The organism is Streptomyces sp. NPDC098789 (assembly GCF_044759975.1).
GTDB lineage: Bacteria > Actinomycetota > Actinomycetes > Streptomycetales > Streptomycetaceae > Streptomyces.
Genome location: NZ_JBIWAJ010000014.1, coordinates 1 through 21,216 on the forward strand (window position 1 = coordinate 1; position 21,216 = coordinate 21,216).

General features: G+C 72.8%; 18 protein-coding genes and 1 pseudogene. 5 read left to right on the plus strand and 14 right to left on the minus strand.

The window, feature by feature from the left end; translation table 11 throughout:
* Nucleotides 1-164: 164 nt before the first annotated feature.
* The 12 genes and pseudogenes from ACIQWR_RS25930 to ACIQWR_RS25985 all read right to left on the minus strand — a co-directional run bounded on the left by ACIQWR_RS25930 (nt 165) and on the right by ACIQWR_RS25985 (nt 14,203).
* The gene (locus ACIQWR_RS25930) at nt 165-569 is read right to left on the minus strand and encodes a hypothetical protein (RefSeq protein ID WP_404013913.1); all 405 of its coding nucleotides are present in this window, start codon (nt 567-569) and stop codon (nt 165-167) included.
* A 175-nt stretch (nt 570-744) separates the two neighbouring features.
* Nucleotides 745-1,866 (minus strand): XRE family transcriptional regulator, encoded by a 1,122-nt coding sequence (locus tag ACIQWR_RS25935; RefSeq protein ID WP_404013916.1) that lies wholly within the window; start codon nt 1,864-1,866, stop codon nt 745-747.
* Between the two features lie 140 nt (nt 1,867-2,006).
* Nucleotides 2,007-2,228 (minus strand): hypothetical protein, encoded by a 222-nt coding sequence (locus ACIQWR_RS25940; protein WP_404013919.1) that lies wholly within the window; start codon nt 2,226-2,228, stop codon nt 2,007-2,009.
* A 138-nt stretch (nt 2,229-2,366) separates the two neighbouring features.
* Entirely contained in the window at nt 2,367-2,735 is a 369-nt protein-coding gene (locus ACIQWR_RS25945) for a zinc ribbon domain-containing protein YjdM (protein ID WP_404013922.1), read from the minus strand.
* 117 nt (nt 2,736-2,852) lie between these two features.
* Nucleotides 2,853-3,806 (minus strand): arylamine N-acetyltransferase, encoded by a 954-nt coding sequence (locus ACIQWR_RS25950; RefSeq protein WP_404013925.1) that lies wholly within the window; start codon nt 3,804-3,806, stop codon nt 2,853-2,855.
* Between the two features lie 33 nt (nt 3,807-3,839).
* Nucleotides 3,840-4,091: a hypothetical protein gene (locus ACIQWR_RS25955; RefSeq protein WP_404013928.1), complete on the minus strand. Its 252-nt coding sequence runs from the start codon at nt 4,089-4,091 to the stop codon at nt 3,840-3,842.
* 113 nt (nt 4,092-4,204) lie between these two features.
* Nucleotides 4,205-6,151: pseudogene (locus ACIQWR_RS25960) on the minus strand (protease pro-enzyme activation domain-containing protein).
* A gap of 117 nt (nt 6,152-6,268) precedes the next feature.
* A complete protein-coding gene (locus tag ACIQWR_RS25965; RefSeq protein ID WP_404013931.1) occupies nt 6,269-9,442 on the minus strand; it encodes an AfsR/SARP family transcriptional regulator in 3,174 nt (1,057 codons plus the stop codon).
* Nucleotides 9,443-9,546: 104 nt separating this feature from the next.
* Nucleotides 9,547-11,235, minus strand: coding sequence for an IPT/TIG domain-containing protein (locus ACIQWR_RS25970; RefSeq protein WP_404013933.1), 1,689 nt, complete (start codon nt 11,233-11,235; stop codon nt 9,547-9,549).
* Between the two features lie 308 nt (nt 11,236-11,543).
* Nucleotides 11,544-12,116 (minus strand): hypothetical protein, encoded by a 573-nt coding sequence (locus ACIQWR_RS25975; protein ID WP_404013936.1) that lies wholly within the window; start codon nt 12,114-12,116, stop codon nt 11,544-11,546.
* A gap of 50 nt (nt 12,117-12,166) precedes the next feature.
* Nucleotides 12,167-12,808, minus strand: coding sequence for a hypothetical protein (locus ACIQWR_RS25980; protein ID WP_404013938.1), 642 nt, complete (start codon nt 12,806-12,808; stop codon nt 12,167-12,169).
* Nucleotides 12,809-12,961: 153 nt separating this feature from the next.
* Nucleotides 12,962-14,203, minus strand: a complete 1,242-nt coding sequence (locus tag ACIQWR_RS25985; protein ID WP_404013941.1) for a 2-isopropylmalate synthase — start codon at nt 14,201-14,203, stop codon at nt 12,962-12,964.
* A 309-nt stretch (nt 14,204-14,512) separates the two neighbouring features.
* Between ACIQWR_RS25985 and ACIQWR_RS25990 the strand changes: the two genes are divergently transcribed.
* From ACIQWR_RS25990 to ACIQWR_RS26000, 3 genes are all read left to right on the plus strand, one after another.
* Nucleotides 14,513-15,832 (plus strand): hypothetical protein, encoded by a 1,320-nt coding sequence (locus ACIQWR_RS25990; protein ID WP_404013943.1) that lies wholly within the window; start codon nt 14,513-14,515, stop codon nt 15,830-15,832.
* Between the two features lie 313 nt (nt 15,833-16,145).
* The gene (locus ACIQWR_RS25995) at nt 16,146-17,264 is read left to right on the plus strand and encodes a hypothetical protein (protein WP_404013946.1); all 1,119 of its coding nucleotides are present in this window, start codon (nt 16,146-16,148) and stop codon (nt 17,262-17,264) included.
* A gap of 81 nt (nt 17,265-17,345) precedes the next feature.
* On the plus strand, nt 17,346-18,257 hold the full coding sequence (locus ACIQWR_RS26000; RefSeq protein WP_404013949.1) for a hypothetical protein: 912 nt from the start codon (nt 17,346-17,348) through the stop codon (nt 18,255-18,257).
* A gap of 18 nt (nt 18,258-18,275) precedes the next feature.
* On the opposite strand, the gene ACIQWR_RS26005 is transcribed toward ACIQWR_RS26000, so the two are convergent.
* Together ACIQWR_RS26005 and ACIQWR_RS26010 are read right to left on the minus strand one after the other, a co-directional pair.
* Nucleotides 18,276-18,653 (minus strand): hypothetical protein, encoded by a 378-nt coding sequence (locus tag ACIQWR_RS26005; protein ID WP_404013951.1) that lies wholly within the window; start codon nt 18,651-18,653, stop codon nt 18,276-18,278.
* On the minus strand, nt 18,650-19,873 hold the full coding sequence (locus tag ACIQWR_RS26010; RefSeq protein ID WP_404013953.1) for a cation diffusion facilitator family transporter: 1,224 nt from the start codon (nt 19,871-19,873) through the stop codon (nt 18,650-18,652). The genes ACIQWR_RS26005 and ACIQWR_RS26010 overlap by 4 nt, the downstream gene beginning before the upstream one ends.
* Before the next feature lie 205 nt (nt 19,874-20,078).
* Between ACIQWR_RS26010 and ACIQWR_RS26015 the strand changes: the two genes are divergently transcribed.
* Nucleotides 20,079-20,753, plus strand: coding sequence for a 2-phosphosulfolactate phosphatase (locus ACIQWR_RS26015; RefSeq protein ID WP_404013956.1), 675 nt, complete (start codon nt 20,079-20,081; stop codon nt 20,751-20,753).
* A gap of 157 nt (nt 20,754-20,910) precedes the next feature.
* Nucleotides 20,911-21,153 carry a hypothetical protein gene (locus ACIQWR_RS26020; RefSeq protein ID WP_404013958.1) on the plus strand — a complete coding sequence of 81 codons (243 nt, stop codon included), beginning with the start codon at nt 20,911-20,913 and terminating at the stop codon, nt 21,151-21,153.
* The last annotated feature ends 63 nt before the right edge of the window (nt 21,154-21,216 follow it).

Genomic DNA, 21,216 nt, shown 5'->3' on the forward strand with positions numbered 1-21,216 from the left:
CAAACGCGACTACATCTTCAACGGCACCCTGGCCACCGCCGCCATCGTCATCTGGCTCCGCGACCTCACCAAAGAGCCATCAGACACTGCCTAGGTCGCGAGCTCCAGGAGGAGGAACCTCGCCCCCCACCCCAGCACCATCGACTGGTGCGACGGGGAAGGACTCAGCGGTCGGCGCAGCTGAGGCAGTCCCATCCGCTCCAGTTCGCGCCGGGAGCGGTGCGGAGCCGGCCCCAGGTCTGGGTGTTGGAGCCCTTGGCGTAGATCCAGATCGCGTTGGGGGCGATGTCGTTCTGCTCCCTGATGCTGATCTTGCTCCAGACGGTTCCCCCGAGGGAGTACCAGCCGGACCACTGCCCGTTGGTGGTCCAGCGGGTCCACACCGCGTAATCGGTGCCGACCAGGAACTGTTCCCGCTGGTCGCCCGGAAGCGCGTGGTTGGTGACGCCGTACTCGCAGATGTACTGGGCGCCCCCGGTAGTGCACGGGGCGGCCTGGGCCGGCGCGGCGGCGACGGCGAGTCCGGCCACGGTGGCGAACGCGAGAATGGCGGCCTTGATCTTCTTCACAGCTGGTGACGCTCCTTCGATGACACGCCGGGAAGCTGTCGGTCAGTCAACTCCCGTACGTGTGTTCACCCTAGCCAAGCGCCCCACACCCCCCGATACCGGGCACCGCCAGGCGCCCGGACCGAGGACCGTGTCCTACCGGACGAACCGCACGGTGCGCCGGCTCGCCCCGCTCTCAGGGGAGCAGCGTCTCGCGGTGTCGCCATGCCAGGCGGAGCAGGGCGGCGCCGGCGGGCTGCATGTGTTCGCGCTCCGTCAGGCGCTCCACGTGGTCGGCGCGGAACGGGACGCCGACCGAGCGTCCCGTGTCGTCCTCGGCGTCCACCACGCGGTGCCCCTCCTCGTTTGTGGACGCCAGCTCGGGGAACAGCCCGTCGAAGACGGCGGCATCGAGGACGACTACCGTGAGCAGGTCGCAGACGAAGGTCAACGCGTCCATGCCCAGGCCGAGCCAGAACACCCGCGCCGTACCCGCACGGCGCGCCTCCCGCAGCGCGGCGTAGAACGGCCACCCGTCGTAGTCGATCGCGCGGGTCCCGCTGCCGTGGTCCTCCGACGAGCCGAGCAGCTCCTCGCTCAGCTCACGGGCGATGGAGCGCCACAGGTCGAAGTCGTTCGCCTCGTTCCAGGGGGCGTCCGCCGACGGCTGGAACATCCCGACCGGCATCACCTGGTAGAGGCCGCCGCCGGTGGCCACCTTCGCCGGGTCCCGCCAGTGCAGTACGAAGCTCGCCGTACCGGCCTCGGCGTCGTGCCGGATCGTGAGGGTGCTGATCCCCGGCACCACCGACCGGCGCACGAGGTCCATCGGGTCCGCGATCTCCGCCCGGAACGGCGTGGCGACCGCCGGCACCGCGCCACCGGGACCGGCCTGGGCGGCAGCGGCCGCGAACTCGTGCGCCGACGCCTCGCAGATGTCGATGACGTCGAAGTAGCTGCCCCGGCCGAAGCGCAGCCGCGGGGCACCGGCCGGATCGTGGTCGACGTCCAGGAGGCGGTAGCACTGCCGGTTCTCGTACAGCCGGGGACGGGCCAACGCCTCCACCGCGTCCGCGTACCGCTCGAACGCCACCCCGCCCCCCGCCATCGGCAACGACGCCCGCGCGGACGCCTCCCGCCCCGTGATCGGCGCCGGGGCGGCCTCCTCGACCCACTCCAGCTGGACGTCGTCCAGGAGCACCGGCCGATCCGGTATCCACTCGGGCCGGGCCAGCAGGGGCGTTCCGGCGACGCGCAGGGCCTCGGGAACACCGGCCACGGCGCGCTGCGTCAGCTCGAACCGGGAGCGGTTGAGCATCTCGCGCTCCGTGCGCCAGACCTCTGGACTCTTCGCGTTCGGGGTCACCGCGCCGGAGCTGTTCAGCGTCTTCTCCTTCGTGCGTATCGGCGGCCGAGCCGGGCGGGCCCTGAGCCGCGGGCGCGCCCGTGGAGGTGAGGTTACGCCTTGTACGGGTCGGCGCCGGGGCGCTTGACGAGCCGGTCGCCGACCGCGAGCGCCTTCCAGAGCCGACGGTCGATCCGGACCTTCACCGATGCGCCGTCCGCGAGGCGGAGCTCGACGAAGTGGTACATGTTCGAGCCGTCGAGCATGCCGCGGGACGTGCGGGTGACCACTCCCTCCCAGGAGTCGTCGCGTCCGATCTCATGTGTTTTCACCATGCCTTCGAGGCTACGGAAGGCGGCGGTCGGTCCGACAGGGCCGCGCATCCCGTCCTCGACGGTACAAATGTCATACGGGACGGCGGCGCCCACGCAGTGGTCGGACGGTCAGGGGCCGGACGGTCAGGGGCCGGACAGTCATGCCTTCTTGACCACGCTCGACTTCAGCTGCATCGCGCCGAAGCCCTCGATCCGGCAGTCGATGTCGTGGCCGTCGACGCCGTCGATCAGCCGGATGTTGCGGACCTTGGTGCCCGCCTTGATGCCCGAGGCGCTGCCCTTGACCTTCAGGGCCTTGACGACCGTCACGCTGTCGCCGTCGCTCAGCACGTTGCCGACGGCGTCCTTGACGACCCGTTCCCCCACGGCCCCGACCGCGCCGTCAGCGCCTTCGGCTCCCTCGGCGGGCACCCATTCGTGGCCGCACTCCGGGCACACCATCAGAGCGTTCATCTCGTAGGTGTACTCGCTGGAGCACTTCGGACACGGAGGCAGCTTGTCGCTCATTCACGCATGTTTCTGTAGTCGAGGACCGGGCGCCCCGGAGGACCGCCGGTCGACCGGCGCTCCTCCGGGAAATGACCCGGCTACGGTATCAAATCGCACACTTTCGCAGGTCAGGCCTCAGGCCTCGGACGTCGCGGCGGCCGTTCGGCGGGCGGCGATCTCGCGGAGCTCCTCCGCCGTGAGGGCGATCCCGAAGACCTCCCGCAGGGTCCCGTCCAGGGCCTCGGGGGCGATCGACTCGGTGGTGCTCGTCCCGTCGGGGCGAGTCGTGACGAGGGTCAGGTCGTCCAGGCTGTGGTGGGCCGCCGGGGTCATGCGCTGGGCGAACAGCCGACGGACGAACGGCGAGCGCGCGTGCGTGCCCACGAAGTGGCTGCCGACGACGTAGTCGATCGGGTACTGGGCGGTGAGGGTGAAGGTGTGCCGGTCGATCCAGGGGGTCGGGACCCGCTCGGGGTCCTTGTCCGGGCCGGACGCACCGGGAGCGGTCTGGTACAGCCACCACTGGTCGATGCCGTGCGCGCCGGGCCGGCGCTCCAACCGGTGCTGCCAGCCGTCGTACGCGACGCGGGCCCCGTCCGCGAGCTCGATGGGTCCGAGCGGACCGGCGCCGAAGCCGACGTCGCACAGCCACGTGCGGTCGTCGTCGGGCGCGGTCACGGCGAGCAGGCCGTGGGTGGCGGGGAGGACCTTGGGCGCGCCGAGGCTGACCCGCCCGATCATGCCGGTGACGTGGAAGCCGAGGCGTTCCACGGCGGCGGCGAAGAGGAGCACGTGCTCGAAGCAGTAGCCGCCGCGACGGTCCCGGACGAGGCGCGCCTCGACGGAGGGGAGGTCGAGCGGCAGGTCCCGGCCGAGGACGGCGTGGACGTTCTCGAAGGGGATGCCGGTGGTGTGGGCGCGCTGGAGGTCGTGCAGGACCGCGAGGGTGGGCTCACGGGGACCGTCGTAACCGATCCGGGCCGTGTAGGCGTCGAGGTCGAGCAGTTCACCGGACCAACGGTCGGGGCGGTGGTCGGTCGGGCTGGCGGCGGTCGGGGCGTTCCCGGTGTCGGTCGGCTCGATGTTCATGATCCAATCCTCCTCCCTCGACCTGGTCCGAGGTCAAGCCGGGGTGGGCCACACGCCTGCGGGGTGCGCGTGCGGCCCCTCCGTGCACAGCCGCAGGCCCAGTCGGGACCGCAGGGCCCGGGCGGTGGCCCGTACCTCGTCGTCCATGGGCCCGTCCGCGACGACGTCGAGGACGGCGAGTGCGAGGTCGGCCTCCGCCCGGGTGAGGAGCGGTAGGCGTTCGGGTTCGGCCGAGGACTCGATCTCCTCGGACACGATGCTGGTGTACAGGTCGTCAAGCGTCACGTGGGAGAAACGAGCCGGCCGGAGCCAGGTCACGGACCGACCCGCGGCCCCTCCCCCGGCCGCTCGACGGTCGGCGCGGCGGCGCGACGCCACGACGCCACGACGACGAAGGGCTACCTGCGGTACGAGGAGACGTAGCCCGCGCCCGGCGAACCGACTCCCGTCACCACGTCGTACCCGCTCACCGCGGCCAGCGAGCTGTCCTTGCCCAGGCTGCGGGCCGAGGTCACCAGGCCGGCCGAGGCGTCGACGCTGTTCGCGAAGTCGACCCGGGCGACGGCGAGGTCATGGTTCCTGCCCAGCGGGTGATCCGTGACGTCGTGGTACAGCGGGGTGCCGTACCGGGAGTAGATCGCGGGGTTCGCGAAGCCGATCGGCCGGTGGCGGGCCTGCTGCGCGAGCGCCTGCACCGCGGCGATCACCGGCGCGGCGAGCGAGGTGCCGCCGATGCGGTACTCGTCGTACGAGACCGAGCCGTCGGGCCAGGACTGCGTCTGCCCGACGAGGAAGCCGGTGTTGGGGTCCGCGATGGCGGCGATGTCCGGGACGGTGCGCATCCGGGCGGCGCCGTTCGCCCTGGCGAGCGCATCGGGTACGACGCCGCGCTGGTAGCCGGGTTGGGCGACGGTCGCGCTCGTGCCGCCACCGGCACCGCTCGTGTACCCGCCGGGGAAGCCCGTCCAACTGGCGCCGTCGGCGCTCAGCGGGGCCTTCAGGGTGCCCCAACCCGTCTCGAACTGGTAGGTGTTGCCCTTGCCCACGGCCAGGGAGGTGCCGCCCACGGCGGTCACCCAGGCCGAGTTCGCCGGGGTGTCGACCTGCTTCTTGCCCGTGTTGGCGACCTCGTCCCCGTTGTCACCGGAGGAGAACTAGAAGCCGATGCCCTCGATGGCCCCGAACTTGAACGTCTGGTCGTAGGCCGCCGCGATGTCCGGGGTCTCGTTCGCCTCGACGTCGCCCCACGAGTTGGAGACGATGTCGGCCAGCCGGCTGTCGACGACCTTGTTCAGCGCGTCGAGGAGGTCGGGGTCGTTGCACGAGGCGCCGGCGACGTACACGACGTTCGCGTCCGGGGCGACGGCGTGCACGGCCTCGACGTCGAGGGTCTCCTCGCCGTACCAGCCGGACGCGTCGCACTCCTCGGTCGCCGTGTACTCGGCGGGCACGACCTGGCGCAGCTGCCCGGCCCGGTAGGGCTTGTCGCCGTTGCGCTGGGCGTACTTCTGCGCGTCCTGGGCGATGGTCGGCGAGGCGTAGGCGTCCGTGATGGCCACGGTCACGCCCTGGCCGGTGTACCCGCCCGCGCCGTAGGCCGCCCGCAGCTGCTGGCCCGTGTACCCCTTGACCGCGTACGGGATCTTCGTGCCGTAGGCGTCGGGGAGCGTCTTGGCCACGTTCGACCCGAAGTAGCTGGAGGAGGGGCCGGCGTTGCGGAAGCCGGCGCCGGGGCCCGGCAGGGTGTCCTGGTGCGTGGAGGTGTGCGGCGCGTTGTCCAGGCCCGTCACGGTGAGGACGGCGCCGGCGAGGTCCCCGGGGGCCGAAGCGGCCTTCGAGGGGGCCCGGTAGGTCTTGCCGCCCTTGCGGTAGTCGTGCAGTTGGGTGGCGAACGCCTTCTCCGCCGCCGACGCGTCGCCGGAGACCGATATGTAGTGCTGGTTCGAGCCGGTGACGGAGAGGCCCGCCTGCTGGAGCCAGTGGGTGACGGCTCCGATCTGGTCGGCGGTCGCGCCGAAGCGCTGTTGCGCCTGGGCGGGACTCAGGTAGTTGCCGTAGGTGGCGGAGTGCGGGTCCGAAACGGCCGCGGCGTACGCGCCGAGCCCCTTCGCGTCCCGCCCTGCCAGGTACACCCGGGCGTTCACCTTCGTGGAGGGCGCCGCCGCGCCCTGGTCGGCCGAGGCGGTGGCCCAGGCGGGCTGGGTGCCCTCCAGGGCCACCCTGCCTCCCGGGACCGGACCGGCGGCCTGCGCGGACGGAGCCGCCAGGGCGAACGCGCCGGTGAGCAGCGGTAGTGTCGCTGCGATGGCGCCCAGGGTGCGGCGCCGCGTGCGGGTACTTCTCATGTCATCCCCTGCGGTGAGATGGAGGTGGTCGCGGGCTGTACACGGACGGGCCGGTGTACACCGCGCACTACCGCGCCACTCTTGTCAGGAACGGTTCATGCCGGGGACACGGAGTGATCAAGAAAGCTCAAAGAGCTTTCCAGTAAATGGAATTGACGCCGCGGCGGGCGGGGCGCTGCGGTGCGAGAGCTCTGCGTACTCGCGCGCGCCGAACTCGGCGAACACCAGGAGGGCCTGCGCGCGCGTCCGGGCCGCCGCCGCGTGATGGCCGGTGGCCTCGTGTACGTCGGCCAGGTCGCGCTGCGCGCGGGCGCGGAAGAGCGGCAGGTCCAGCCCCTCCCAGATGCGCATGGCTGCGACGAGGTGCTCTTCGGCCGCGGCGAAGTCGCCTTCGAGGAGCGCCAGTTCGCCCGTCGTGCGCAGTACCAGTCCCTCGCCGAGCGGGTCGCGGTGGTCGACGCACACGCGCAGGGCGGCGGCCAGCACGTCCGCGGCGCCACGGGTCTCGGCGAGCCGGATCCGCGCCTTGACCAGGGCCTGGTCCGCGTAGGCGACCATGAGCCGGTCGCCGAGCAGCCGGAACATGTCGCCCGCCTCGGCGCACAGGTCGGCCGCCGCGCGGTAGTCCCCGGCGGCCCGGTGCACCAGGCCTTGCGTGCGCAGGGCGAGCGCCTCCCCGCGGACGCTGCCGATCCGCCGGTAGGCCACGAGGGACGCGGCGAGGAGTTCGTGGGCGGCCGGATAGGCGCCCTCCTCCAGGTGCACGGAGGCGGCCAGCCGGGCCGTGTGTCCGATTCCCGCGTGGTCTGCCAGGGCGGTGAACGTGCGCAGGGCGCGGGTCAGTTGCTCGCGCGCGGCGGCGAAGCGTCCTCGTTCCCTGTTCACGGAGCCCAGACCGGACAGCGCGGCGGCCACGCCGCGGGCGTCCGCGGCGGACTCCAGGAGGGGCAGGGCCTGGTGGAAGTAGCGCTCCGCGTCGGTGTACCGGTCCTCTTCGTAGCGCAACTGCCCGAGGCCCGTCAGGACCGCGGCTTCCGCGCCGGAGTTCCCCGCGGCCCGGGCGGCCGCCAGGGCGGTCGCGTGCACGCGGTCCCATGCGTCGAAGCGGTTGCCGACGGCGAACGCCGAGGCGGAGAGCGCGGTGGCCAACCGGCAGGCCGCCTCGTCCAGTCCGAGGGCCGCCGCCCGCTCCACCGCGGCCACGAGCGCCGTCTCCTCCGCCCTGAACCAACCCAGCGGGTCGGCGGACGCCACGGCCGTCGCCTGCCGGAGGGCGAGCGGGAAGCGTGGTCGCGCGGCGTGCGGCAGTACGGCGCCGGACGGTTGGGCGTCGGCCGCGCAGCTGACGAGCGCGAACCATCCGTCGAGCAGTCGTGCCACGGCGGCTGCCCGCTCGGGCTCGGTGAGGGTGGCCTCGGCCTGTTCGCGGGCGTAGAGGCGCAGCAGGTCGTGGAGCCGGTAGCGGGGCGGCGGCGCCACGGCTGCGGATCCGGTGCCCGGCGACGACGGCAGCGGGGCGGGCGGGTGGTGGGCCGGGCCGGGCGGGTGGTGGGCCGCGGCCCCGGCATCAGGGGCGAGCGGTTCCAGGAGTCGGGCGTCCACGAGGCGCTCACAGACCGTCTCCGCCTCCCGTTCCGACACGTCGAGCAGCAGCGCGAGCACCCATCCGGCGAATTCCGGCACGCCGATGAGGCCCAGGCGCGCGAAGGCCGTACGGGCCCGCTGATCGAGGGTGCGGAAGCTGAGGTGGAAGCAGGAGCGCACTTCCAGGTCGCCGGCCCGCAGTTCGTCCAGGCGGCGCCGTTCGTCGGCCAGGCGCTCCACCAGGGTCGCGACACCCCAGTGCTTGCGGGTGGCGAGCCGGGCTCCGGCGATCCGGACCGCGAGCGGCAGGTTCCCGCACAGCCGGACCACCTCCGCGGCCGCGTCCGGCTCGGCGGCGATCCGGTCCGGCCCGGCGGTGCCCGCCAGCAGCTCCACGGCAGTGGCGTCGCTGAGGACGCCCAGCTCGATCCGACGGGGTCCGGCGAGGCCCGCCAGCCGGTTCCGGCTGGTGATCACCACCCCGCAGTCAGGGTTCCCCGGCAGCAGCGGTCCGATCTGGGACTCGTCGAGGGCGTCGTCGAGCACGAGCAGCAACCGCTTGCCGTCCAGGGCGGTGCGCAGCAGGGCCGTCCGGGCGTCGAGCCCGTCGGGGACCGCCGCGTCCGGTGTGCCGAGGGCGCGCAGGAAGCCGCCGATGACTTCGCCCGGCGGGACCGACGGGCCCAGGGTGCCGCGCAGGTCGACGTACAACTGGCCGTCGGGGTAGGCCCGGGCCGACCGGTGTGCGGCGTGGAGCGCGAGCGCGGACTTGCCCACTCCCCCGCTGCCGGACACCAGCCACACGGGGTCGTCGGCGCCCAGCCCCTCGACGAGTGCGCCGACTTCCCGCTCCCGCCCCACGAAACCACGGACGGCCGCGGGTAGTTGGGCGGGCGGTGGGACGGGTTCGTCCGGGACCGTCGGGCGCGTCGGCGCGGGCCCCGATCGCCGCGCGGGGCCGTCGGGAGGGTGCCGCGCGTCGGGCTCGCCGCGCAGGATCGCGTCGTACGCGCGCCGCAGGTCGGGGCCGGGATCGACGCCCCGTTCGGCGGCGAGGAGCCGGCGTCCCTCGTGATAGACGGTGAGGGCGTCGGCCTGGCGCCCGGAGCGGTGGAGGGCGCTCATCAGCTGGGCCCGGAAGCGCTCCCGCAGGGGCGCCTCGGCGATCAGCGAGAAGAGCTCCCCCACGAGCTCGGCTCCCCGTCCCAGGGCCAGGTCCGCGGCGGTACGGGCCTCCAGGGCCGTCAGCCGTAGCCCGGCCAGGTGCTGCGCCTCGCCCCGCAGCGCCGGTCCCGTCCCGTCCAGGGCGGAGCCGCGCCACAGGCCGAGTGCCCCGCGCAACAGACCGGCGGCGCGTTCCGGGTCTCCGGCCAGCAGCGCCTCCCGGCCCCGCGCGGCGCGGTCCTCGAACAGCGCGAGGTCGAGGCCTTCGGCGGGTACGCGCAGGGCGTAGCCGGGAGGGTGGGTCTCCAGGAGTCCGTCCACCGCCAGCGCGCGGCGCAGCGACGAGACGTACGCCTGCACGAGCGTGCAGGCGGTGGACGGCGGATCGTCGCCCCACACCTGCTCGACGAGGCGGTCCACGGACACGACGCGTCCACGGGCCAGGAGCAGGGCGGCGAGCAGGGTCCGCGGCTTGCGACCGCCCAGCGCCAAGGGCCGCCCCTCGCGCACGACTTCGACCGGCCCCAGCACGCGGAACTCCATCGTCTCCCCCGACCATGACGATGCCGGCCGCGGTGTGCGACCGGCTCCGCCACGATCATCGACGATCAGGCGTTCCTACGGGGCGGAACTCCGCCCGGAATGGATCAAGGGCAGGTGACCAGGATGATGGAGAGGGCGGTGCAGGTGACGCTCGCGGTGTCGTTTGCGCGGTTCGGGTCGGTGGGCGCGGAGGCGGTGCGCGCGCCGGTGACCTTGACCGGGCCGAGGGTCAGCAGGTGCAGCGGGACGCGGAAGGTCTTGCTCGCGCTCGCGTTGTTGGCGATGGTCCCGTAGGTGCAGGTGACCGTGGCGCCGGCGCTCGTGCATCCGGCGGAGAGGTGCGTGGCCGAGGCGCCGGCCGGCAGGGTGGCGGTCAGGGTCGCGGAGGTGACGGCGCCCGGGCCGGTGTTGTGCGCGGTGAGGGTGTAGGTCAGGTAGGGCAGCAGGATGCCCAGTTGGGGCTGCGTGGTGAGGTTGACGTCGATGTCCGCGGGCGGCGCGAGGTAGGTGTACCGGGTGGCCGGGCTCACCGCGCTGGTGCCGCCGGGGGTGGTGACCCGTACGTCGACGGTGTCGGCCGCGTGGGCGGGAGCGGTGACGGTGCAGGTGGTCGCGGTGCAGTTGACGCCGGTGGCGGGGGTGGAACCGAAGGTGACGGCGGTGGCGCCGGCCAGGTTGGCGCCGGTGACCGTGACGGCGGCGCCGCCCGTTGTCGGGCCGGAGGAGGGGCTGATGCCGGTCACGGCGGGCACTGCCGTGCCCACGCTCAGCACGGCGAGGGTTTCACTGCCGTTGTTGACGACGTAGACCAGGTTGCCGTCCGGGCTCACCCCGGCGTCGACGGGGCCGCCCCCGACCGACGCGTTCTTGGTGACGGTGTTCGTCGCGGTGTCGATCAGCGACAGGGTGTTGCTGCCGATGTTGGGCACGTACGCGGTCGCGCCATCCGAACTGACCGCCGCGCCGCCCGGGTTGGCGCCGGTGGTGATCGTCGTGGTGACGGTGAGCGTGGCCGGGTCCACCACGGAGACGGAGTCGCCGGCGCCGTGACTGGCGTACACCGCTCCGCTCACGGGGTTGACCGTGAGCGCGTACGGCTGCGCGCCCAGCGCGACGTTCCCGGTCACCGTGAGGCTCGCGGTGTCGATGACGCCCAGCGTGCTGTTGCCGACGTTGGAGACGTAGGCGCGGGCGCCGTCGGGGCTGAAGGCGACGTCGCGCGGGAACGGACCGACCGGGACCGACGCCGCGACGGTGTTGGTGGCGGTGTCGATGACGCGGACCGACCCGTTGGAGCCGCTGGAATCGACGACGTAGGCCCGGGTGCCGGCCGGGTTGACCGCCACCGACTTCGGGTCGCCGAGCCCGCCGATGGTGGTCGTCACCGTGTTGGTGGCGGTGTCGACGACGTTGACCGTGGCCGCGCCGCGGTTGACGACGTACAGGCGCGCGCTGTCGGGGGTGACCGCGAGCGCGGTCGGGCCGTTGCCGACGGGGATGGTGGCGCCGACGGTGTTGGTGGCGGTGTTCACCACGGTGACGGTGTTGCCGGGATTGCCCCCGAAGACACCGGCGTTGCTGACGTAGACGTGCTTGCCGTCCGGTGCCACCGTCAGGTTCTCGGGGCTCGCGCCCACGGGCACGGTGGCGATCAGGGTCGGCCCGTCCACCGCGGCCGCCGGTGTGGCGGCCAGGGCGGACAGGCCGGTCGCGGCGAGAGCGAAGGCGGCGACCAGCGCCGTGCGGCGTCGGCCGCGGAAGCGGTGCGGGCGTAACAGGGTGCTCGTTGACACGATGGTTCCCCCCTCGAAGGCCGCGGCACGACGGCGGGAAGCGGAGGCCCCCGGGAACCGGCTGTGGCGCGGTCACACAAGACGCGTCCGGCCGTCGGCGTCAACCACCCCCGCAGACGACAGGCGCGTCCCTCGCATGCTCACCGAAAACCGGCCACGGCGAGTCGCCGACATCGTGCCAGCGGGGCATCACTTGCCGGGCAGAACTTTCGCAGTTGTCCATTTCAGATCATGTGGTGACCGATTTAGTGAGTGGTTGTCCGCCTGCATCACCCACTCCCTCGGCTCCCTCGACTCCCGAAGGGTCATCAGACGTAATGCATGGGGCAGCTGTGGCGGATCGCGTGCTCGGCGGCCCCCAGGTACAGGGCCGCGTGGAACGCGGCGTCCGTGGCCCGCGACCAGGGGCCGGGGTGGGTGGCGGCCGCGTCGGCGACCGCCGGGCCGTCGAACCAGTTGGTGAGGGCGAGGTTGCCGCCGTGCCGGGGGACCTGCGGGGGCAGCGCGATCCGGTCGGACAGGCGCTGGGCCGCCGCGCGCGCGGCGTGCGCGCTGCGGACGGTGGTGACGTCGTCGTACGGCGACGGGACCGGCAGCTCGAAGGCGCCGTCGAAGGCGACCGGGACGAGCAGGTCCCAGCCCAGGAGCGCGTCGTAGCACTCCTCGCCGGCCGGATCCTGCCGGCACAGGTCCTCGAAGGTGCCCAGCGGCCTGTTCAGCTTCTCTTCGAACGACGCTCCGGAGCGCGGACGCGGGGACGGCTGCGGGCAGGGGTCGAGGCCCCGCCGGCGGAGCTCGGCGGCGAGTGCCCGCGCGGTCGGCCCGAGCACCTCTTCGTCCGACCAATCGTCGGAGCCGACGCCGCACACGTAGATTCCCATGGGGAGAACCTAAGCTCCGGCACTGACATCAGGGGGCTCCGGGGGCCGGGTCAGGCCTCCGCGGCGCTCAGTCGTTCGAGGTAGAGCGCCGGGTGGGAGCCGTGGGCCCGGTCCTGCGCACCGCCCCGTACGTGGGCCAGCTCGCCGTCGCGGGAGATGCGCAGCATGGTGGTCGCGGCGTGGGTCGTGCCCGACTCCCGCAGGGCATCGCCGTCGACGACCGCCACACCCGGCCCGAACATGGCCCTCGCCTCCGCGGCGGTGGCGGCCGGTGGCCCGCCGGTGCGATTGGCGCTGCTCACGTACAGCCGGGGGAAACCTTCCAGCAAGAGGGCCAAGGGCTGCCAACGGGCGCCGAAGAGCAGCAGGTGGCCGTCGCGCAGCGCGGGCCCGGCCCAAGCGGGGCAGGGGGCGTCGGCGCTCACCGGCACCAGCAGGGTGACGAGTTCGGCGCGCAGCAGGTCCAGCGCACCGCCCCGGGCCGCCGGCGAGAGGTACAGGGCCGGGGCCAGGGCGTTCCAGACGGCGTCGGCGTGGACCCACAGGGCGACCTCCTGGTCGGCCGGTCGGCCCTTGGCCCGGTTGACGGCGCCGGGCGTGGTGGCGGCGACGACGTAGGTGAGCGGGCTCGGGTTGGGCAGGACCGCCGCGCGCCCGCGCCCCAGCGCCTCGAAGGCGGAGCCGGTGTCCAACGGAGCCTTGAGCGGGGCCTGTGGCGGGGCGTCCTGAGGGGCGTCCCACGGAGCCTCCAGCGGGTCGGAGTCGTTCGGTCATGGTCCCGTCCGTTCGAGGGGCGCACTCGGTGTGCGGGGGGGCGGCGGCGATACGTTCCCGCGCACGGGGCGTCAGAGCCGCTGCGCGGTGGCGGTGAGGCCGTCGAGGTAGGCGGCGAAGTCGGCGTCGGCGATGACGGCCCGGCCGCTCCGGTAGGCGCGGTCCTTGACCCAGTCGAGCGCGGTGCGCGTCTGTGCGGGATCCAGCCGGTGCCCGAGCCGTTCGGCGACGGCTCGCAGCACGCGCCGGCTGGCCAGGTGGGTCAGGACCACGGTCGGGGCCAGGCCGAGGTGCTGCTGGGGGTCGTAGGGCTGGAAGGTCTGCGGGTGCGTGAAGGGCGTGCCCGTGGAGATCGTGGCGACGCCCGTTCCCACGACGGGGGTGGTGACCGTCAGCGGAACACCGGTCTGCGCCGACACCATCCGGGCGATCCCCGGCAACCGGGTCAGGTCGGGCGCGGTCCACCACGGCTCGGCCCCGCGCCCCAGGACCTGCTCGGCCTTGCCCGGGTCGTGGCCGAGCAGGAAGAGCAGCTGCTCGGTGGCCACCATGCCGCTGCGCTCGGCCATGCCCAGCCAGGAGCAGGCCGCCACGCGGACCCCGCTCGCCAGCGCCGCCAGGGTGTTGGCCAGGGCGAGACCGAGGTCGTTGTGCAGGTGCGAGACGAGGACGGTGTCCGGTCCCGCGCCCGCGGCGACGCGCTCGAACAGGGCCCGCGTGCGGTCGGGCAGCAGGTCGCCGACCGTGTCGGCAAGGACGACCGTACCCGCGCCGTGGGCCGTCATCGCCCCGGCGTACTCGGCCACCAGGGCGGGGTCGGCGCGGGGGGCGTCCACCAGGCACACGTCCACGGCGACGCCGTCGGCCCGGTGCACCGCTTCCTTGACCACCGCCAGGCCCTGTTCCAGCGCCTGGCGGGCGCCGGTGTGCACGAGGGCGTGTGCGGTCGCCTCCGAAGCCGCCACGATCACCATCACCCGGGCGTGCTGCGCACCGCGCACCGCGCTCAGGGCGAGCCGCACGTCGGCCTGCGTGCCGCGGCAGATCGCGGCCGGACTGACCGACTCCTGTGCTTCCAGGGCGACCTGCCGGGTCGCTTCGAACTCCTGCGCGCACACCGAGGGGAAGCCCGCCGCGAAGACCACGTGCCGTGGGCCGTCCGCCCCGAAGACCGCTCCTTGTTCCCTGGCCAGCCGGACCCGGAAGGGGGCGCTCATCAGCGTCTTGGCCTGCGCCCCGTCCCGCGCCGACTCCTCGAAGAGGACCACCCGGCCAGCGCCGGCCGACTCGCGCACCACGTCCACTGCGGACACCCTTGCAACCCTCTTCCTCCGTGCGGCACTTGTTCGCCACGCCGTGCGACGACCTTCTCACGCGGAGTGCCGCCGGGAGGGGTGATCGACGAGGCCCGACCACCACGACACCGTCGCGTCGAGCGCGTGGTTCGGGTCGACCCGCCCAGGTGGACGGGAGCGACGACACCCCCGGCCGTCACCCTCGTGCGCCTGGTGACAGACTGCTTCCGATCGTGCGCGTGATGACAGGCCGCTCCTGCGACGGGGCCCCTGGTTCCGGATCGTCCTGCTCGACATCTCGACCTCCTTCCCCACAGGGGTGGCTCCGTGACCCAGGAACCTCGCGTGTACTACCAGCTCGGCCACGGCGAGGATTTCGGGCTGACCGCCCTGACCGAACGCCTCGCTCGCTGCGGCTCCGGCACCACCGGCCCGGCCGCCGCGATCGGGCACGCGGAGGAGCTCGCCGACCGGTCCGAAGGGGACGAGGCCGTAGAGCTGGGCGAGGACGCGCGCCGGCTGCTGGCTTCCGAGCTTCCGGAGCAAGTCCTTTCCACCGTGTGGCTGGCCGCCTCGGGGCACGCGTTCGATCCGGGCGACCACGGCATGAGCAGCCGTGGGTGGCTGGAGGCGGTCTCGGAGGTCTCCACGGCACGACTCCGGCGGAACGAGCGCTCCTACACCCCGCCGCCGGTGAGACCGGTGCGGGACGCGTTCGCGTGCCGGGCGGTCGTGGCGGAGATACGCGCCACCGCCCCGGCCCTCGCAGCCGCTTCGGCGTCACCGGACCTCGTCGACGCGCTGGAACAGGTGGTGACCGGCGGCGACGGTGACCTCGGCATGCGGCTGTTCCTCCGCGCGATCAAGACGCATTCCGTGCCCGTGCCACACGAGCGGTACCGCCGCCTGCAGGCGCTGGGGTGGGAGTTCGGCTTTCCACCGGCCGTCGTTCACGACGGCCTCGACATCATCTGGCCACCGATCAGCACCGCCCGGCAGGGGATCACCGAGGACTTCGGACTCTCCGGACTCGCCAGGCTGTTCACTGCGGGATGGCACTACCGCACCCCCCGTGCGGCCCTCGAAGACGCCGCGACGCGCGACGGCTACGAGCGCCCACCGGGCTCCGAGGCGGCCATCGTGTGGGAGGACACCCGCCGGATGCTCGACTCGCCTCTGTCCGACGGCACGATCACCGTGCTGTGGTTGGCGGCAACGAACCGGGGCTACAACATCGACGCGTGCGGCGTCGGTGGCAGGCAGTGGCTGGAGCAGGTCGTGGAGGTGTGCGAGGAGCACCTGGGCAAGATCGCACCCACCTACCTCCCGGCGACGCCGACCACACGTACCGATGGCGCGGACGCCGTCCTGCGGGAGATCCGGGACATGACACGCCCGGCCGCGGGCTCGAAGATCAGCCGTGAGTTCCTTCCCGTGGAAGGCACCACGGTGATGGACGCGGTGGAACAGGTCGTCACCCGGGTCGACCCCGACCTCGGGTTCCGCCTGTTCCTGCGGGCCGTGGAGGTCCTGCATCTGCCGCTCACCGAGGAGCAGTACGCCCGTTACGAGGCCCTCGGCAGCCGCTTCCAGCACGGGGAGGACCATCTCCTCTTCTCCGTGCACCACTTGGTGCAGCGCAGCTGACCCCGCCCGTACGGACCGGTCCACGGGGTTGTTTTCGGGACGGGCTGGGACGGCCGATGATCTTGTTGCTCCGCTCGCCGGTCCGGGTCCCGCCGGATGCGCCCGGATACCACCGCAGGCCGCCGCATGGACAACTCCCCCGATCGCCTTGCGGCGACAGCGGCGCCCGGCCGCTCACACAATGGCCGAAACCACACCTCTGCACATTTCTCGGGCATGTGACCCCATTGACCCCACAGCGCCGCCACGGTTGCATGCTCGTGTTCCTCCGGTAGGGAACCGGGGGAGGAAACCTGTCCTACTTGGGGGGAAAATGAGGGGAACGACGAACGGGAGCACCACCAGACGGTTACGGACCGTCCTGAGCGCGGCGATCGCGGTCTGCGCCGTCACGGCGGTGCTGCCCGCAGCCGCCTCGGCCGCGCCCGCGACGGGGGCCGCGGGCAGGCTGACCAGCACCGTCGAGAGGATCAGCGTCTCGCCCAACGGCACCCAGGGCAACGGAAGCTCCACCGCCGCCTCGATCACGCCCAGCGGCCGGCACGTCGCCTTCACCTCATCGGCGACCAACCTGGGGTCCGGTGCCTCGTCGGCCCAGAACAGGCCGTACCTGCGCGACCAACAGACGGGCCAGACCAGGCGGGTCTCGGATTACACGCCCATCGGATCCGTCACGGTCAGCGGCGACGGAGGGTACGTCACCTACGCGCTGCAGTGGATGCGAAACGTCCGGGTCCGCATGGAGCAGATGTCCTCGGGATCGGCGATCGCCGCCAACTGCTCCGCATGGAGCTGCAACCAGTCCTCGTTCAGCGCGGACGGGCGGTACCTGGCCCTCGTCATCCTCCACAACCAGCGCGGGTCCGAATACCAGACCATCGAGGTCCAGGACTCGCGGACCGGCACCACGCAGGTGGTCTCCAACATGCCCCACCTCAACGAGTCCCGCCCCTCCATGAGCGGTGACGCCCGATACGTCGCCTTCCAGGACGGCGAGTCGAAGGACGTCTTCCTCCGGAACCTGCCCGGCAACAGCATGGTCGGCCCGATCGAAGGCCCGTCCGTGGCGGCCTCGCTCGTCCAGCTGAGCGACGACGGCAGCAAGGTCGTCTACGTCGCCGGCTCGGACACCTACGTCTACGACGTGGCCTCGGCCACCTCCCAACCGGTCCCGAACGTGCGGGGCGTGGCCATCGACCCCACGGGCCGCTACCTGCTGTACGCCCCGGCCGGCACGACCGGACCGTCGTCGCTCACGCTCCGCGACCTGCAGGCGGGCACCGACGAGATCGTCTCGGCCCAGCCCGCCTCGGCCGAGACGAACGCGGTCAGCACCGGTGGGCACGACGTGGTCTTCCAGTCCACGGCCGCCGACATCGTCCCCGACGACACCAACGGCGCGTCGGACGTGTTCGTCCGCCACTTCTCCTGACCGTCCCACCGCCGCAGCCGTGCCCCAGCCGTAGGTGGGGCACGGCTGCGGCGCGTCGACGGCGTGCGTCAAGATGGTGCCATGAGAACGAGGACGGACGGCGCGACCGAGGCGACGGCCGAAGCGGAGGCCTCAGCGGTGGCCGAGGCCGTGTCCCGGGAACGGGAACTGATGGCCCCCGAGGTCCCGACGTCGAAGGCGCGGGCCGAGCGGCTGACCGCCGCGGCCCTGGCGACCGCACGATGGCCGAGCGCCGACTGCCCGGACGTCGATTGGCTGCGGGAGCTGTCCGACGACGACGGGCTCACCGGATTCATGCCACCGCCGCTGCCCGACGCGGCCTGGGTGCTCCACCCCATGTACGCCCACGAACTCGGGCCGTTCGACATGACGTACGTCGAATACCGCCGGGCGGTGCTGATGGGTGGCGGCCCCGAGATCATCCCGGGCCTCGACCCGGCGGAGGTGGTGGACGGCGACCCGGGCGAGCGGCCGGGACCCCGTTGGCACCGGGTGCGCTGGCAGGAGCTCGCCCGCCGAACCGGGGACCCCGTGGTGCCCGAGGGATCGCCGCCGTACCTCGACTCGTTCCCGTCGACCGGGCAGAGCCGCTGGCCCGTCGGAGTGACGTCACCGCGCGAGGGCAGCATGGACCGGGCCTCCTGGAACCGCCTGGTCGAGATCCTCACCGCGCACAGCGCGACGGGTCCGGCGGCCCGCTGCCTGGCCTACTACAACCCGCTGCTGCTCGCGGCCGAGGACTTCGACAACCTGCACGTGCGGGCCGGCGCCCTGGCCGACGCCAAGGTGCTGTACGAGCACCCCGAGGAGGACGGCTGGAGTCCCTCCAACCTCTGGGCCGAGGACCACTCGTGGGTCGTGTGCACGGACTACGACCTGATGGCCACCAAGGTGGCTGGACCCGTTCCGCTCATCGAGGCCCTCCTGGGCGACACGGAGATCGAGGCCGTCCGACTGCCCTGGTCCTCCTGACCCCGCTCCACCCCCTGCTCAGGAGGACCTGCCGCGCAGCGCGCGGCGGACCCCGTACAGGATCACGAGCAGCACGATCACGACCACCAGACCGATCAAGAGCTTCTTGAAGAGTCCACCCTTCTTCTTGCTCTTCTTGCTCTTCTTGGTACCGGTGACGGCCTCGACCCGGGTGGACGCCGACGCGCGCAGGCCGGTCGCCCGGCCCGTCGTCGCACCGGTGCCGCTCGCCGGGGCGGTGTGCGGGAGGGCCGCCACGGTGGAGGCCTGCCGGGCGGTCGGCACGGCCGCGGTGGCCGTTGCCGCCGGACCGAGCAGGAGCCCGGCGATCACGAAGAGCGGTACGAATGCGGCGGCCCGTGCGGGGCGCTTCCCTGGCCTGCTGATCCTCGTCACTGTCTCCCCTGTTCCCTGCGTTCTCGGTGTGCTCGGTGTGCTCGGTGTGCTCGGTGGCGTTCTCCGAGACTTCCGGGTTCCCCCGGTTCCCCGTCCGAACCGGTGTGATCCGGCCAGACGGCGCTGCGGAGCATCGTCGACGAGGGGGGCCTCCCTGGCAAGGGCACGGGGCGCACGGAGTGCGTCGGGGCTCCCGTCCCGGGGCCGGAAGCGGAACGGTGGGAGGTACGCAGGGACACGGCGGTGAGCCGGGGGATGGCGCGGACCAGGGCGCGTTCGGCAGCGGCGGTCACCCCGTGGGCCTGCACGACGGTCAGGCGGGCGTCGACGACGACGTCGGCCTCGGCCCGTAGCGCGTGGCCGATCCACCGCATGCGCACCTGACCGGCGTCCAGCACTCCCCCCACGCCGCGCAAGGTGTGCTCGGCGGTGTCGACCAGGGCCGGATCGACGCCGTCCATCAGGCGTCGGCAGACCTCGCGGGCGGCGTCCCGTAGGACCAGCAGGATCGCGGTGGTGATCAGCAGGCCGATGACGGGGTCGGCCGCCCGCCAGCCGAGCGCCGCGCCGCCGGCGCCCAGCAGGACGGCCAGGGAGGCGAAGCCGTCGGTGCGCGCGTGCAGGCCGTCGGCGACCAGTGCGGCCGACCCGATCCGCCTGCCCGTACGGATGCGGTAGCGGGCGACCCACTCGTTGCCGACGAAACCGGCCAGCGCGGCAGCGGAAACGGCCCGTAGGTGGGTGACGTCGCGCAGCTCGAACAGCCGGTCCACGGCGACCCAGGCGGCGAGTACCGCGGAAGCCGCGATGGTCAGCACGATGAGGATCCCCGCCAGGTCCTCGGCGCGGCCGTAGCCGTAGGTGTAGCGGCGGTTCGCCGCCCTGCGTCCGAGCAGGAAGGCGATCCCGAGCGGGACGGCGGTCAGGGCGTCGGCGGCGTTGTGGATCGCGTCCCCGAGCAGGGACACCGAGCCCGACAGGACGACGACTCCCGCCTGGACGGCGGTGGTGACCCCCAGGACGACGAGGGACACCCACAGCGTGCGCATCCCCTCGCGGGAGGTCTCCATCGCCGCGTCAACCCGGTCGGCCCCGTCGTGCCGGTGCGGCCGCACCAGGTGCCCGAGCCGGAGTCGGCGTGGGTGCGGGTGCGGGTGCGGGTGCGGGTGGTCGTGACCGTGGTCGTGGTCGTGCGTACGAGGTTGCGGCTTCGCATCCATACGGCTCACCGTGGCACACGGATCCGATTGCGGCTACGGCCGTCGTACGCGCTCTGACCAGGTGCGATGCACTGGCAATTGGGGCGCCTGGGCAACTGCTCCGCACGCCCTGGAGCGCACGGACCCCGCCGCCCGTCCGGCGGGGTCCGTGTGATGCGCGGCACTGTCCGGGCGCTCCGGGGCGGGCGTGCGTGATCATGGCCGGATGGACTCCCGCTTCCTCGCCATCGACGAGTTGACCGAAACCCCGTCCGTGGCCGTCGTGGTCGACGTCATGCGTGCCTTCACGGTGGCCGCGTGGGCCTTCGGTCAGGGTGCCGAACGGATCGTTCTCGCCGGTTCGTTGGACGAGGCCCTGGCGCACAAGGGCCGCCACCCGGATTGGGTGGCGCTCAAGGACGGTGCGCCCGCGCCGGGGTTCGACACCGTCAATTCGCCGGGCCTGCTGCGGTCCATGGACCTCGGCGGGCGCACCGTCGTGCAGAAGACCACGGCGGGGACGGTCGGCGCCCTCGCGGTCAAGGACGCGTCACTGGTGCTGTGCGCCGGCTTCGTGGTGGCCGAGGCGACGGCGCGGCTCCTGCGCACCCGCGGGTGCGACCGCGTGACGTTCGTGGTCACGGGTGAGGAGGGGCGGGCCGACGAGGACCTCGCGTGCGCCCAGTACATCGCCCGGCGGGCGAGCGGGGCCGAAACGGACGCGGCCGGGTTCCTGCGCCGCGCCGCCGACTCGCGGGCCGCCACCGAGCTGGCGGAGGGCATCCGCGAGGGGGTGCATCCCGATGACGTCCAACTCTGCCTGGAACTGGACCGGTTCCCCTTCGCGATGGTGGCCCGCCGGGAGGGCTCCCTCATGGCCTTGCGCCCCCACACGGCGTGATCCGATGGCGCCGCGACCACCGGCGCGCGCTCCCTGCGCCCCCCACGCTCCCCCGCCAATGGGGTGAGCTGCCGTTTCCCGTGATCGTTCCGAGGCGTTGAAGGGACCGATGCGACCGCTTCTCGGACGCGTCTTCCAGAGATCCTTGGGAGTTTTCATGCGTATGCGCTCTGCCCTCACCGCCTCGGTCCTCGCCGCCGGCATCCTGCTCGGTGGCGCCGGCGCCGCTCTCGCCAACGACGGTGGCGGGCTCGTCCAGGGCACCGGCTCGCAGGGCGCCGGGCGCACCAGCGGCTCGTCGTTCGCCGGTGTCATCGACCACGTCGGCCCGATCTACTCCAACACCGAGTCCACCGAGTTCGAGTGGGACCGCGGCACGTTCCTGGGCATCCACTTCTAGTACGACGCCCCGGCTCCACGACGTACGGCTTCCACTGGGAGCGGCGGTTCCACCGCCGCTCCC

Coding starts and splice junctions, on each gene's coding strand:
- ACIQWR_RS25935 (WP_404013916.1), bottom strand. CDS start 1,866: ATGCTCAACCGCTCCCGGTTCGAGCTGACGCAGCGCGCCGTGGCCGGT.
- ACIQWR_RS25940 (WP_404013919.1), bottom strand. CDS start 2,228: ATGGTGAAAACACATGAGATCGGACGCGACGACTCCTGGGAGGGAGTG.
- ACIQWR_RS25945 (WP_404013922.1), bottom strand. CDS start 2,735: ATGAGCGACAAGCTGCCTCCGTGTCCGAAGTGCTCCAGCGAGTACACC.
- ACIQWR_RS25950 (WP_404013925.1), bottom strand. CDS start 3,806: ATGAACATCGAGCCGACCGACACCGGGAACGCCCCGACCGCCGCCAGC.
- ACIQWR_RS25965 (WP_404013931.1), bottom strand. CDS start 9,442: ATGGAGTTCCGCGTGCTGGGGCCGGTCGAAGTCGTGCGCGAGGGGCGG.
- ACIQWR_RS25975 (WP_404013936.1), bottom strand. CDS start 12,116: ATGGGAATCTACGTGTGCGGCGTCGGCTCCGACGATTGGTCGGACGAA.
- ACIQWR_RS25995 (WP_404013946.1), top strand. CDS start 16,146: ATGAGGGGAACGACGAACGGGAGCACCACCAGACGGTTACGGACCGTC.
- ACIQWR_RS26000 (WP_404013949.1), top strand. CDS start 17,346: ATGAGAACGAGGACGGACGGCGCGACCGAGGCGACGGCCGAAGCGGAG.
- ACIQWR_RS26010 (WP_404013953.1), bottom strand. CDS start 19,873: ATGGATGCGAAGCCGCAACCTCGTACGCACGACCACGACCACGGTCAC.
- ACIQWR_RS26015 (WP_404013956.1), top strand. CDS start 20,079: ATGGACTCCCGCTTCCTCGCCATCGACGAGTTGACCGAAACCCCGTCC.
- ACIQWR_RS26020 (WP_404013958.1), top strand. CDS start 20,911: ATGCGTATGCGCTCTGCCCTCACCGCCTCGGTCCTCGCCGCCGGCATC.